The sequence below is a fragment of the Hyphomicrobium sp. LHD-15 genome (assembly GCF_031157355.1).
In the GTDB taxonomy this organism is placed as follows: domain Bacteria; phylum Pseudomonadota; class Alphaproteobacteria; order Rhizobiales; family Hyphomicrobiaceae; genus Hyphomicrobium_C.
In genome coordinates this window covers 761,544-775,226 of record NZ_JAVIFT010000002.1, presented here as the reverse complement: position 1 = coordinate 775,226, position 13,683 = coordinate 761,544, and the positions used below count along the sequence as shown (strand labels likewise).

The 13,683-nt window shown below is 62.3% G+C and carries 13 protein-coding genes; 12 read left to right on the top strand and 1 reads right to left on the bottom strand.

All coding sequences use genetic code 11. The features are described 5' to 3' along the window. Positions 1-158 precede the first annotated feature (158 nt). The 3 genes from RCO24_RS10315 (at position 159) to secD (ending at position 4,493) form a co-directional block, all read left to right on the top strand. Positions 159-1,349, top strand: a complete 1,191-nt coding sequence (locus tag RCO24_RS10315) for an acetyl-CoA C-acyltransferase (RefSeq protein ID WP_308961842.1) — start codon at positions 159-161, stop codon at positions 1,347-1,349. Positions 1,350-1,541: 192 nt separating this feature from the next. Next, entirely contained in the window at positions 1,542-1,868 is a 327-nt protein-coding gene (locus tag RCO24_RS10310) for a hypothetical protein (protein WP_308961841.1), read from the top strand. 102 nt (positions 1,869-1,970) lie between these two features. After that, positions 1,971-4,493 carry a protein translocase subunit SecD gene (secD, locus tag RCO24_RS10305; protein WP_308961840.1) on the top strand — a complete coding sequence of 841 codons (2,523 nt, stop codon included), beginning with the start codon at positions 1,971-1,973 and terminating at the stop codon, positions 4,491-4,493. A gap of 84 nt (positions 4,494-4,577) precedes the next feature. Here the strand turns inward: secD and RCO24_RS10300 are convergent, their stop codons facing one another. After that, positions 4,578-4,964: a hypothetical protein gene (locus RCO24_RS10300; RefSeq protein ID WP_308961838.1), complete on the bottom strand. Its 387-nt coding sequence runs from the start codon at positions 4,962-4,964 to the stop codon at positions 4,578-4,580. Between the two features lie 144 nt (positions 4,965-5,108). On the opposite strand from RCO24_RS10300, the gene RCO24_RS10295 reads away from it, so the two are divergent. From RCO24_RS10295 to RCO24_RS10255, 9 genes are all read left to right on the top strand, one after another. Beyond that, positions 5,109-5,315, top strand: coding sequence for a hypothetical protein (locus RCO24_RS10295; protein ID WP_308961837.1), 207 nt, complete (start codon positions 5,109-5,111; stop codon positions 5,313-5,315). 79 nt (positions 5,316-5,394) lie between these two features. Continuing rightward, on the top strand, positions 5,395-5,781 hold the full coding sequence (locus RCO24_RS10290; protein ID WP_308961836.1) for a c-type cytochrome: 387 nt from the start codon (positions 5,395-5,397) through the stop codon (positions 5,779-5,781). Positions 5,782-5,903: 122 nt separating this feature from the next. Next, a complete protein-coding gene (locus tag RCO24_RS10285; protein WP_308961835.1) occupies positions 5,904-7,193 on the top strand; it encodes a DUF697 domain-containing protein in 1,290 nt (429 codons plus the stop codon). Further along, the gene (locus RCO24_RS10280; RefSeq protein WP_308961833.1) at positions 7,190-8,764 is read left to right on the top strand and encodes a GTPase; all 1,575 of its coding nucleotides are present in this window, start codon (positions 7,190-7,192) and stop codon (positions 8,762-8,764) included. The genes RCO24_RS10285 and RCO24_RS10280 overlap by 4 nt, the downstream gene beginning before the upstream one ends. 46 nt (positions 8,765-8,810) lie before the next feature. Then, positions 8,811-9,920: an AI-2E family transporter gene (locus RCO24_RS10275; RefSeq protein ID WP_308961832.1), complete on the top strand. Its 1,110-nt coding sequence runs from the start codon at positions 8,811-8,813 to the stop codon at positions 9,918-9,920. A gap of 73 nt (positions 9,921-9,993) precedes the next feature. Then, entirely contained in the window at positions 9,994-10,281 is a 288-nt protein-coding gene (locus RCO24_RS10270) for a hypothetical protein (RefSeq protein WP_308961831.1), read from the top strand. A gap of 56 nt (positions 10,282-10,337) precedes the next feature. After that, positions 10,338-10,898, top strand: coding sequence for a hypothetical protein (locus RCO24_RS10265; RefSeq protein WP_308961830.1), 561 nt, complete (start codon positions 10,338-10,340; stop codon positions 10,896-10,898). Between the two features lie 622 nt (positions 10,899-11,520). Next, positions 11,521-12,198: a response regulator transcription factor gene (locus tag RCO24_RS10260; protein WP_308961829.1), complete on the top strand. Its 678-nt coding sequence runs from the start codon at positions 11,521-11,523 to the stop codon at positions 12,196-12,198. Continuing rightward, complete coding sequence (locus RCO24_RS10255; RefSeq protein WP_308961828.1) at positions 12,185-13,561, top strand: HAMP domain-containing sensor histidine kinase; 1,377 nt, start codon at positions 12,185-12,187, stop codon at positions 13,559-13,561. The genes RCO24_RS10260 and RCO24_RS10255 overlap by 14 nt, the downstream gene beginning before the upstream one ends. Positions 13,562-13,683: the final 122 nt, after the last annotated feature.

Genomic DNA, 13,683 nt, shown 5'->3' with positions numbered 1-13,683 from the left:
GGCACCCCTCGAAACCTTCGCCGGCCCACAACGACCCTGAAGCCGATCGACACCGCGACACAGCATCACAATGATGCGACCGATCTTGCATTATGGCCATCATATAATAATTTCCCCGCGACGAATAGCCGGTTCGCCAGTGTTCGGAGGAAAACACGATGACCCTGCAAGATCCGATTGTCATTGCCTCGGCCGTGCGCACGCCGCTTGGCCGGTTTCAAGGCGATCTCGCCTCGCTTTCCGCTTCGGCGCTCGGCGCCCACGCCATTCGCGCCGCGCTCGAACGGGCTAATCTGGCACCCGGAAAGGTCGACGAGGTTCTGTTCGGAAACGTGCTTTCCGCCGGGCAAGGCCAGGCTCCCGCACGTCAGGCCGCGCGCGGGGCCGGACTCCCCGACGCAGTCGCCGCATCGACGATTAACAAGGTGTGCGGCTCGGGCATGAAGGCGACGATGCTCGCGCACGACCTTCTTGCGGCGGGTTCCGCCGACATCATCGTCGCGGGCGGCATGGAATCGATGTCGAACGCGCCATACCTTCTCGCCAAAGCCCGCAGCGGCTATCGGGCCGGTCACGATCGCATCATCGATCATATGCTGCTCGATGGCCTCGAGGACGCTTACGAGAAGGGCCGCAGCATGGGCGATTTTGGCGAAGCCACCGCCGAAGCCTATCAGTTGACGCGTGCCGATCAGGATGCGTTCGCCATCGAAACCCTGACGCGCGCCCAAACCGCCATCAAGTCTGGTGCCTTCGAAGCCGAGATCGCGCCCGTCGCGATCGAGGCAAAGGGTGAGACCAGAACCGTCACGACGGACGAGAACCCGCTCAAGGTCTCCCCGGAAAAAATCGCAAAGCTACGCCCCGCGTTCCGGCCCAACGGCACGATCACGGCAGCAAGCGCGTCGGCCAACGCCGACGGCGCGGCCGCTCTCGTACTCACGCGGCGGTCCGTGGCGGAACGGGAAGGACTGCCGGTCATGGCCTACATCCGCGCGCACGCCACCCACAGCCAGGAGCCCGCCTGGTTCACGACAGCGCCCATTCCCGCGATCCGCAAAGTTCTGGCCAAGGCTGGCTGGAGCACGGACGATGTCGATCTTTACGAGATCAACGAAGCCTTCGCCGCCGTCGCGATGGCAGCCCAGAAGGATCTCGGCATTCCGCGTGACCGCCTGAACGTCAACGGCGGCGCCTGCGCCATCGGCCACCCGATCGGTGCGACCGGCGCACGCCTGATTGTAACGCTCCTCCACGCCTTGCGCGCGCGGGGCGCGGAAAAAGGCGTGGCCTCGGCCTGTATCGGCGGCGGCGAAGCGACCGCGATCGCTATCGAGCTTGCAAATTAGCTCCAGCGTTCAGCCAAAATCTTGCCGATAAAAGGTAGCTCGAACAATTAACTAGGGCGCATTCTGCTCCGCGCCGGGGCGGCGGAATGCGCCCTAGCTATTTCCAGCGGGTCCCCTATGTTGAGGGCGTCAGACATTGGAACCGCACCCGTGACGATCAGGCCGGACATTCGGCAAACGCGACGTAGCCCCTTGGCTGCCTTTCTGGCGGTCGTGCTCGGCATGCTGGCCGGCGCTGCGTCTGCGCTCGGCGTCAGCACGAGCCTGCCGGGTGGCCCGTCGGTCTCCGAAGCGTCTACCGATGCTCGCTCCACCGGAAAACCCGTTTCGGTGCGGCTCGATGCCTACGATCCTTCCTTGGGCTTCGGAGGCGGCGACTCCTCGGTCGCGTTTGGCGGCGATGACACGTTCTCGCCTGCCCTATTTCTTACAAGTCCGATCCGTCCGCATGCTTTCGGCTTGCCGATCGACGTTGCGCGCATCCGCAACGGTTTGAGCCGCGCGCCTCCTCTCGCCTGATTGGCCGCCTAGGCCGCCTCTCAAGCCCTTTCAAAAAATGAAAATTCTCGTCGACCGCCGCGCGCTTCGCGCCGGCGGCTTCGGCCATATCGGAATGCGACCATGCTCCATTTTTCACGTTTCAAGACATCCCTGATCCTGGGTGTCTGCCTGCTCGGCATTTTGCTGAGCATCCCCAACCTCCTGACACACGGAACGCTCCCCGCCTGGGTTCCACAACCCCGCGTCAATCTCGGCCTCGATCTTCAGGGCGGATCGTATCTGCTGCTCGAAGTGGATATGAATTCGGTCGTCAAGGAGCGCATCGCGAGCGCCCGCTCCTCGACCGCGGAAGCCTTGCGCAAGGCAAAGGTCCCCTTCACGTCGATCGTGGCCGGCAAGGACAGCGTGTCGGTCACGCTTGCAGATACCGCGACGCCTGCATCCGCGCGTCAGGCCTTGAGCGACATTCTCGCCGAGCGCGTCGACGGCCCCAATCGTACGCAGGTGTTCACGACCTCTGAAAGCGGACAGACACTCACGCTGACGCTGAACCCGCAGGCCGTCACCGACCTCTCGACAAAAGCCGTCCAGCAGTCGATCTCGATTGTCCGGCGCCGCATCGACGAGACTGGCGTCAACGAACCCGTGGTGGCCCGTCAGGGTCAAAACCGCGTGCTCGTCGAGTTGCCGGGCGTCTCCGATCCCGACCGCATCAAGCGCCTGCTCGGCTCTACCGCGAAAATGACGTTCCGCCTCGTTGCCCCGGACGGCACCGCTGCAGGCCCCGAAGTCGAGCTGCTGCCGATGGCCAACAGGTCCGAAGGCGCAGCAAAGCTTCCGGTGCGCCGGCATGTCGAGGTCGATGGCATGAACTTAACGCGCGCAACCGCCGCCATGGATCGCAATGCTGGCGGATGGGTCGTGGACTTTGGCCTCGATTCGATCGGCACCCGGCGCTTCGCCGATGTCAGCACCAAGCATGTGGGGCAGCCGTTCGCCATCGTGCTCGACAATAAGGTGATCAGCGCGCCCGTGATCCGCGAGCCCATTCTTGGCGGACAAGGCCAGATCAGCGGCAACTTCACGGTCGAGGAAGCCAACGATCTCGCTGTTCTGCTGCGCGCCGGCGCCCTGCCCGCGCCGCTGACCATCGTCGAGGAGCGCACCATTGGGCCGAGCCTCGGCGCCGATGCCATTCGCGCAGGCCTTTACTCGATCATCGCCGGCTTCACGCTCGTCGTCGGATTCATGATCCTGACCTATGGCCGCTTCGGCCTGTTCGCCGCGGCAGCCCTGCTCGTCAACTTGGCTCTCACCATCGCCGGCCTGTCGATGATGGGCGCGACCCTGACCTTGCCCGGTATGGCCGGCATCCTGCTCGCCCTCGGCATGGCCGTGGACGCCAACATCCTGATCAACGAGCGAACGCGCGAAGAGCTCGGCAAGCGCAACGGCGTCATCTCGTCGATCGAGACCGGCTTCCGCCGCGCTTACACCACGATCATGGACGCCAACATCACCACGCTGATCAAGATGCTGATCCTGTTCATCGTCGGCGTCGGCGCCATCCGCGGCTTCGCCGTCACCATCAGCCTTGGCATCGTGGTTTCGATCTTCACGGCCATCGTTCTCGTGCGGCTGCTGACGGCTGCATGGATCAAGCGTAATCGTCCTAAGTCTCTGACCATCGGAACACGCTTCCGCTTCTTTCCGGATCACACGACGATCCAGTTCATGCGGGCGCGCTATTCCGGCCTGATCATCTCTGCGGCGATCAGCTTGGCGTCGCTGGCCCTCGCCTTCCACCCCGGCCTCAAGATGGGCGTGGACTTTGCGGGCGGCGTCGCCATAGAAGCAAAAACGCAAGGCCCGGCCGATGCATCCGCGCTGCAAAGCGCACTTATGAATGCGGGCCTCGGCCCCGTTCAGGTCCAGCGCTTCGGCAGCGACGACGACGTGATGCTGCGCTTCGAGCACCCGCACGGCGCCCCCGCCGAGCAGCAGGCAGCCTTGCAAAAGGCACGCGAAGCTGTCCAGCAGGCTGCACCTGGGTCGGAAATCCGCCGCGTTGAAGTTGTCGGTCCTTCGGTCGGCGCAGAGTTGTTGAGTGACGGCCTCTGGGCGCTCGGCCTCGCGGCCATCGCGATGTTCGGCTACATCTCGTTCCGCTTCGAATGGCCGTTCGCCGTCGGCGCGATCGTGACGATGTTCCTCGATCTCACGAAGACGGTGGGCTTCCTCGCACTCACCGGCTTCGAGTTCAATCTGACGTCGATCGCGGCCATCCTCACCATCATGGGCTTCTCGATCAACGACAAGGTCGTCGTCTATGACCGGGTGCGCGAGAATCTCGTGCGCTACAAGAAGACGCCACTCCGCGAGATCGTCGATCGCAGCATCAACGAAACGCTGTCGCGCACGATCGGAACGTCCGTGGCCTTGTTCCTGTCGATCGCCCCGCTCGCGATGTTCGGCGGACCGGCGTTGCGGGAGTTCGCGTTGACGCTGCTGTTCGGCCTCGTCCTCGCGACGAGCTCCTCCATCTTCATCGCGGCGCCGATCCTTCTCAACATCGGCGAAAAATACCTGCGCGGGGGACGGCCGGCATCGGCTACACCCGAGCAGGCCTTGCCGGCACGATAGGAAAGAGGTGAGTGGAACCTACCGTTCCGCCCACCTTCGCCACTACGAATAGTTAGGCGGCCGGTGCCATGCACTAGCCGCCTTTTATTTCGCCGGAGCATCAGGCGTTCCACCCTCACCGGGCGGTGGCAGAACGGGCGTCTTGCTCTTGAAGTCCTCAGGAACCGGCTTCTCGATTTTCGGATCGACTCCGCGCGGAGGCTCGATCACGCCTTGCCGCTTTTCAAGCTCCTTCGACAACGGCTCCTCGGGAGCCGGTCCATCCGTGCTGGGGTCGGCAGGCGGCGACGTGCTTTCCTGCGGCGGCTCCATGACTTCCGGTGGAACATCCGGAGCGCCGGGCGAAGGTGTTTGGGCGGAAACAGAGCCCAAAAACGCCACCGCGCCGATCGCGGCCGCAACAAGCGCTCCGTGCGGAACCACAAAAGTAGTTTTCCGGCGCAGAACCATGGCTTGCACCTCCAAGTTCATCTGCATCTCTCGAAAGAAACGGGAACCGGCATTCATCTGTTCCACACATCAGCCGGCAGAGGCGGTGTGTAAGAAGCGTATGGAACCGCATCGAGCGCCGCGGAATTACCGCTTCAAGAAGAACAAAAAATGCCGGAGAGCATCATGTATGAGCTGATATTCACCGTGTGCTCAGTCGTTATCGGTGCCTCCTGCCGGGAGGCCAATCCGATCCAGCTCGACGAACATGTCGGAGCGATCGGATGCTTGATTGCGTCCCAGATCGAGGGCGCAAAGTGGGTCGAAGCACACCCGAATTTTTACGTCGCGCGCTACACCTGCCAGCCCGCGAAAACGTATGCACACACCTGAATACGTCCGTATTCGCCCCAGGAAACTAGAACTCTCCCCCACGCGTTACGCCTCCAACAAAAAAGAGGAGGCTAAAACAATGAAAAACACACTCCTGACGCTTGGATGTCTTGCTGCCCTCGCCGTTCCATTTCTTTCGACCATCGCCGCGGGGGAAGGCGACGCAGGCCAGGTTGCGTTCAACACCCATTGCCGCAACTGCCATTCGACGAAGCCGGATGACAACCGCCTTGGCCCGACGCTTCATAACATTTTCGGAGCGAAAGCCGGCCAGGTTAAGGACTTCGGAAACTATTCCGGCAGCCTGACAGCCGATATCACCTGGGATGAAGCCACGCTCGACAAGTTCCTGGCAGATCCGAAGTCGCTCGCATCCAGCACCACCATGACGCCGTTCGCGGGCGTACCTGAAGCCGAGCAGCGGAAGCTCATCATCGACTTTCTGAAGACGCAATCCAACTCTTGAACTCGGTATTGATGATGACGCTCGGGGAACTTACGTGTTCTTCGAGCGTTGTCCTGTGCGCCTCATGAAAGTCCTGCGGCGCAGAGACATCGACGTCACCTTCTTCGAATCGAGAGGCTGCCATGGCGAAATGGGCTGCTGCGCTGAGGGGCGTGCTGCCCAGCCTGTCGAGCGGGAGGGCTTCCGCCGATGTGCCCGCGAGCGAAGCACCCGCATCCTCACGAGCGCAAAGCGAAAGCTGGTCGAAGCACGCCAACGAGCACGCCCCTGTCGTTTGGCTCCTCGGCAAAGTCCAAAGCGGAAAAACATCTGTTATTCGCGCGATCACGCAAAGCACCGACGCCGATATCGGCGACGGCTTTCGTCCCTGCACGCGTACCGCCCGCATCTATGCGTTTCCGGGAGAAATGCCGGTATTGAGATTCCTCGATACGCGCGGGTTAGGCGAAGCGGACTACGACCCTGCGGAGGATTTGGCGTTTGCCGAATCGAATGCGCACCTCGTGCTCGCGACAATGCGCGCCATGGATCCTGCGCAAGACGCATTGATCGACGCCCTCCGCAAAGTTCGGACCCGCCACCCGGACTGGCCGATCGTCATCGCGCAAACCAGCCTACACGACGGCTATCCCTCCGGCGCAGGCCATATCCTCCCCTATCCATTTGCCGACGCATCCGCGAGCCAGCCTGAACAGCGCCGGGCGATCGAGCGCATTCCGATAGATCTCATGCGCAGCCTCGCCTACCAGCGGACGTTGCTGGATAAAATTCCGGGCCGCGGCGCACTTTTGTTCGTTCCGGTGGATCTCACCAAAGCCGACGACAGGCTTCCGCCGAGCGACTACGGGCTCGAAGCCTTGACGGAAGCGCTCGCAACCGTCGCGCCGGCCGGAATGCGGTCCGCCCTCTCGGCCATGCCGGGATTTCACGCCGACCCCAAGGCTCGCTCCGCCGATCCGATCGTCATGGGCCACGCCGTAGCAGCGGGCGGTAGCGACCTCGTTCCGTTTCCCGTTGCCGGCACGATTGCGTCGTCCACGATCCAAGCTCGCATGCTGGGGCAATTGGGAAGCCTCTACGGCATCGACTGGGACCGCCGCGCATACGCCGAGCTATCCGCAGCCCTCGGCGCCGGAACGCTGGCCAAGGTCGCAACGAGCATCGGCTTGCGCCAACTCGCGAAGATGCTGCCGGTCTACGGGCAAACGGCCGGAGCCGCCGCATCCGCAGCTGCAAGCTTCGCCGTCACCTATGCGCTCGGCAAGGCAGCCGTCTTCTATCTGCACGGTCGTCGCCTCGGCACCACCGATCGAAAAGGCATAGCCGACACTTACCAGCAAGCCCTGCGTGAAGCCTTCCGCATGGCGAAAGAGCGCCGACGCTCAGACCAGGATCGCGAGGCGCAGCCGTGACCGAGAGCCCTCCACGTCAACCGAGAGCCCGGCGCACGGCTTCCCTCATCCTGATCGCCTTCGGACTTCTCGTTCCGGCGTTGTCACTGATACCGCTCGGCAGCATCTGGCTGTGGCAGAACGGCTACCTGATTTACTGGACCGGATTTGCGCTCGCCGCCGTCCTGGCGGTTTACGTGACCCAGCGCAAGCTCCTCCCGGAACCGGCAGCCCCGCAAACAGAGCAAGCGCCAACGTCGATAGATACCGACATGGCCAGCAAGCTCGGCTGGTCGCCGATCGAAGAGCAAGCCTGGCGCGATGTCTTGGCCCTGGCCGGGCGCACCGACCCAACGCGCATTGCCAGCACCGATGGTTTGCTGAAACTCGGCCAGGAGGCAATCGAGACGGTCGCCCATCGCCTTCATCCCGGCCGCACTGACCCGCTCTGGCAATTCACCACGCCGGAAGCCCTCGCCATCATCGAGCGGGTCAGCCGCAGGCTTAGAGCTTTCGTGCTCGACAGCGTGCCGTTCGGAGATCGGCTGACGGTTGCCCAGGCACTTGCCCTCTACCGCTGGCGCGATGCCATCGGGATGGCCGAGCGCGCCTACGATGTCTGGCGTGTCATCCGGCTCATAAATCCCGCAACAGCCGCCGCTCAGGAAGCGCGCGAGCAGTTGTCGAAAGCCATGATGCAATGGGGCCGCGATGCCGTCACTCGGCGTCTCACGGAAGCCTATGTCTCAGAGATCGGACGAGCGGCCATCGATCTCTATGGCGGCAGGCTCCGCGTCAGATCGGATGCGCTTGCGAGCTACGTATCGCCGGAAACCGCCGCCGATCAGGACGCCTTGAGCCAGCATCGAGCCGAACCGCTGCGCATTCTGGTGGCGGGCCAGACCAGCGCCGGCAAGTCCAGCCTCGTCAATGCGCTTGCCCGCGAGGCAAAGGCCGCGACCGACACCCTTCCCACCACCTCGGCCTTCACGCCGTATTTGCTTGCGCGCGAAGGCTTTCCCGCGGCCCTCGTCATCGACAGCCCCGGCATCGGCAACGATGCCAGCGCGCTTGGAGATTTGATGGAGGAAGCGACCGATAGCGATCTCGTGCTCTGGGTGATCGGCGCCCACCGCGCCGACCGGGAGCCCGATCGCAAAGCCCTCGAAACGTTGCGGCTCAATTTCGCCGCGCGCCTCAATCGCCGCCGCCCACCCGTGATCCTGGTCGCGACCCACATCGATCGCCTACGTCCGTTCAGCGAATGGTCGCCTCCCTACGACATCGGCAGCGGTGAGCAGGAAAAGGCCCGCAACATCCGCTCCGCTCTTGAAGCAGCTGCCCACGACCTCGGTTTCGATGCCGCGGAAGTCGTCCCCGTGAGTTTGGTGGACCCAGCGGCGCCCTACAACGTTGAGCAGGTCTGGCAACAGATTGCCGAAGCTCTGCCCGAAGCCATGCGCGCCCAGCTTCTGCGCTGTCTGCACGATCTCAAGGACGCGTGGACGTGGAAATCGGTGTGGTCCCAGGCAAGCGGTGCGAGACGCGCAATCGCAGGCTCACTCAGAAGAAATCCTGCGCGCTCGAAATAGAACATGAACCGGCGAACACGAATGCCGGCAAACACGGGAGAACGCCATGGCTGTGGTTGCCGAAGCCGGAATTGAACGGACGCCTGCCGAAATCTCGCCCGAGGTGGAAAAACGAACGACAGCCGAAAACTGGCAGATGGTCGCCAACGTTTCGGTGACCGGTATCTTTGCGCTCGCTCTCCTTGCCGCGCTTTATCTGATGCGAGACGTGGCCGTACCGGTCATCCTCGCCTGGGTTGTCGCCAACATCCTGCTTCCTGTCGTCGCCTGGATGGAGCGCCAAGGCCTCCCGCGAGGCGTATCCGTGCTGCTGCTCACGCTTGCGATCGTGTTGGTGATCCTGTCGGTCGTCACGCTCCTGTCGCTGCCGCTGACCTATTGGCTCGGCCGTGCCAGCGAACTCGGCGCCATGATCAAGCAGAAGCTGCAGTCGATGAGCCAGCCGCTCGAATTTCTGAAGGAAGTTCTGGGTGCAATCGGTCAAGCCACCGGACAAGGCGGCAGCGGGCTCCATGTCGAAGAGAATACCAACATCGTGCGCGGTATCGTAGGCATCCTCACGCCAGCGGTAACGCAGGGCATCCTATTCCTTGGCGCCCTCATATTTTACATGATCTACCAGAAGAAAATCAAAGCGCGCTCCGTGCTCATTCTTCCAAACCGGGAAGACCGCCTCACGGCTCTCAGGATCCTGTCCGACATCGAACGCAACACGACCATCTATTTCGGCACGTTCACGGTCGTGAATATCTGCCTCGGCACCCTGACGACCATTCTCGCCTACGTGGTCGGCTTGCCCAATCCACTCCTGTGGGGCGTGCTTGCGGCTGTTCTGAACTACATTCCCTACATCGGCCCGGCGATCATGGTTTTGGTGCTGTTTCTCATTGGCCTGTTTACGTTTCCAACCATCTCCGAAGCCCTGGCTGCCCCCCTTGTCTTCATCGTCATGACGACGATCGAAGGACATTTCCTGACGCCAACGCTCATGGGCCGCCAGATGACACTCAACCCATTTGCGGTGTTTCTTGCCATCGGCTTCTGGGCCTGGATGTGGGGACCGATCGGAGCCTTCGTGGCGGTTCCGATCCTGATGACCACCATCGTCACGTTTCGTCATCTGTTTCCCAAAGACACGCCCGAACTTCCCGGATGAAACCAACAGCCGCCCAATTGCGTTAGGGGAGCGGCCGGAAGGCTGATCCCACCTCAACAGGAGCGACGTACCAATGGCACAGTCAACATCGACCACGAACCAACGCACGTCCGGCGAGTACGCCCGCACCGCCGATGAGCTTTCCGAAAAGGCCGCCAACCTGGCCGAGAAAACAGGCGAGCATATTGAACGCGTCGTTCAGAATGTCGCGGATCAGGGTCGCCAAGCGACCGAGCAGGTTCAGGTCGTCGCCGACAACTTCAAAACCGCGCTCGATAAATCGGTCAAGGATCAGCCGCTGACGACACTGGCTGTTGCCGCGGGTTTGGGCTTTGTGATCGGCGCGCTTTGGAAGTCCTAACGACTGGCACGCGAAGCTGAAGCACAGTCAGGAAGCGACAACGGGAGAAGCGCGGCATGTTACAAGGCCTTTTTAAGCGCGCCGAAAACAAGATCGACTCGGTCGTCGCCAAATACGTCGGCCGCGTCACCGTTGCGATCCCCCTTCTGATCGCCGGCGGCTTCGCCACCGCCGCACTGACTGTGAAGCTCGTCGACATGTACGGCGCGGTCGCCGGTTACTCCATCATGGCCGCGCTGTTCGGAGTGATCGGGCTCGTAACCATGGCAGCCGTCGATACGGAAGCCCGCCCCGCCGAGAGCGCAACCTCAGCCGAGCCGTCAGCTGCCGCAGCATCAGGAGATGCAGGCCAAACGGCCGACGAAAGCGCGGATCTCCTTGCATCCGACCTCCTGACACCGGAGGTTCGAGCTTTTCTGTCATCGGCTGCACCGATGGCGCTGCCCGGCATCGCACGTGGCGTTGGCCGCAACCTGCCGTTGATCCTGATCCTTGCGTTGATTGGCTTCGTAATCTCGCGCTTTGCGGAAACCTCCGACGACACGGCCGCAACGGCGGCAGGCGCCGGAGAAGTCGAGATGCCGGCCGATATGGCAGCTGCTCCGCCTGCCGCTTAGCAGCACTAGGTCTTGCCCGAGGGAGGTTGGCCGCGGTGTGGAGGCCGGACCCGCAACTCCACCCCCGAGCAAAACCCGAGGCAACCTAACGGAGCGCCAAAGTCGAACATGGGATCAATTGCGAGCTTACGGGAATTGTAAGGTATCCGACATGCGCGGGTAAGAATGCCTGCCTAAGATCATTTTCAGGGCGTCACAGAGTGTGGGCACCCACTTGGGTGTGCCACAGCCAGCTCCTGAACAATGGTCCCCCCTCGCGTGCTGCCCTGAACGGTACCCCACCCTTGCTGGGTATCCGGAGCCCGAGCGCCAATGCGGTGTTCGGGCTCTAATTTTATCTGCGACCGGCCCCGCATTCAAAATCGAAGCATGTCCCACCTAGATTTGCGCTCCAAATCAAACATCTAGGCCAGCTTCTCAAAACGCTGCTAAACCATGATCGCTTCGGACCCACGCGCCGCTCCGATCGTCGCGGCCCCTATCGGGCGCGGCGTGAATCGGCAGCGCCGGAAAAGGCCGAAGCGTGAATCATCGGCCTCTTCATGAACCTAGAGCGGGGATTGCGATTCAAAGAAAAGCAAACACGCTCTAAGGTCGTAAAAACAGGGGAGAGGGAGTGCGCATGCGGCTACTTCTGGTCGAGGATGACAAGGAGACTGCCCGATACGTGTCGAATGGACTGGTCCAGGCGGGACACACCATCGATGTCGTATCGGACGGTAAAGACGGTCTCGCGCTTGCCATCCGCGAAAACTACGACCTGGTCATCCTGGACCGCATGCTTCCCGGCATCGACGGGCTCTCCCTCGCGCGCACGCTGCGAACTGCTGGCAGCCGCGTATCCATCCTGTTCCTGACCTCGCTCGGTGGCGTCAACGACCGGGTCCAGGGGTTGGACGTCGGCGGTGACGACTACCTCGTCAAACCGTTTGCCTTCGCCGAGCTTCTTGCTCGCGTCAACGCGCTCGGACGGCGCGCGCCGATGCGCTCCGACGGCGACGTCCTTCGCGCCGGAGACTTGGAACTCGATATCGCGAGCCGCACGGTAAAACGCGGACAGGAACGCATAGATCTCCAACCCAAGGAGTTCGTTCTGCTCGAAACGCTTATGCGCAACAAAGGACGCGTCGTCACGCGCACCATGCTGCTCGAGCGCGTCTGGGGCTTCCACTTCGACCCGCGCACCAGCGTCGTCGAAACGCACATCTCGCGCCTGCGCGCAAAAATAGACCGGCCCTTTGCAAAGCCGCTGATCCATACCGTTCGCGGCAGCGGTTATTCAATCAATGACAATCCGTGATCTTTTCCGGCGTACGCAAGTCCGCTCTGCCGTCGCCTTCACGTTGATCATTACGGTCAGCGTCACGGTGCTGTTCGCGGTTTTGATCGCCAATCTTGCCGACGGGCTGGAGGAAGGCGTCCGCGCCCGCATCGTCCATACACGAGATGCGCTCCTCGCCATCGACCGCCGCTACGGGTTCGACGAGTTGGTCAGCGTCGTCACCGACGAAGCCGAATCCGTCCGCGATACCGACAGCATCTTTGCCGTCGAGGACGCCAACGGCACGGTCGTGGCCGGAAACATCCGCACCGAACGCCCGTTCGAAGGCTGGCGCGCCTTGGAGCGCTCCCACCTTCCTGACATTGCCGGCAATGGAACCGGGCGCGACCGCTTCTTCGCGCTCTGGACGCCGGTCTCCAAGGGCATGCTGCTGATCGGCCGCAGCGACCGGGAAGTCCGGCAGGCTCGCCTCATTCTGATGCGCAGCCTCGGCTGGGGCCTGCTCGCCACCGTCGTGCTCGGCGTCGGCTCCGGTATCTATCTTGCGCGCGGCGCCCAGAAACGCATCGATTCCATCGCTCAGACGCTCTCCGCCGTATCCGCCGGCGCCCTCGACAAGCGGGTCCCGATCAAGCTCCCGCAGCATGATCTCGATGAGGTCAGCGAACGCATCAACGCCATGCTGACCCAGCTCGAACGCTTGGTCCTGAACGCCAACCAGTCCTCGACCGATATCGCCCACGATCTCAAGCGGCCGATGACGCGCCTGCGCCAGCAGCTCGAAAGTGCCTGCGAGGCAGAAGCCGAAAATCCAGGCATCCGGCAAGTCTTGGAACATGCCATCGAGGAGGTGGATAGTATCGTCTCGACCTTCGAAGCGCTGTTGAACATCGGCCAGCTCGAAGCAGGCGACAGACGCGCACGCTTCGTCGACATCGACTTGCGGCGCGTGCTCGGTGACGCCAGCGAAGCCTACGCCCCCGTCATCGAAGACAGTGGTTTCAAGCTCGTCTGGGACGAGGCACAGGCTTCCGCGCTGACGATCCGGGGCGATCACGAGCTGCTGGTTCAGCTCGTGGCCAATCTGATCGAGAACGTCATTCAGCATTGCCCGCCTGGAACCTCCATCCAACTCGCACTTTCGGGCTCTCAACGCAGGCCGATACTCACAGTGGCCGACAACGGCCCCGGCATCCCCGGCGACGAGCACGAAAACGTATTCCGCAGGTTTTACCGCCTTGAACGCGAGCGCACGACGCCGGGTCACGGCCTTGGCTTGAGCCTCGTCCGGGCGATCACCGATCTGCACGGCGCCACCGTCGATCTGACCGACAACGGGCCCGGCCTCAAGGTCTCGATCACGTTTCCCCAGCGCTCATGAAAGGCGTGTCGGCAGCTCTTCGACAGCTCCGCTGTCGAAGAAAAACCTCTGGGTCACAATGTGAAGAATGCTAAGGAATTAAAAGTGATTCCCCGTCTCGTTCACTCACCGGAAGGGACCAA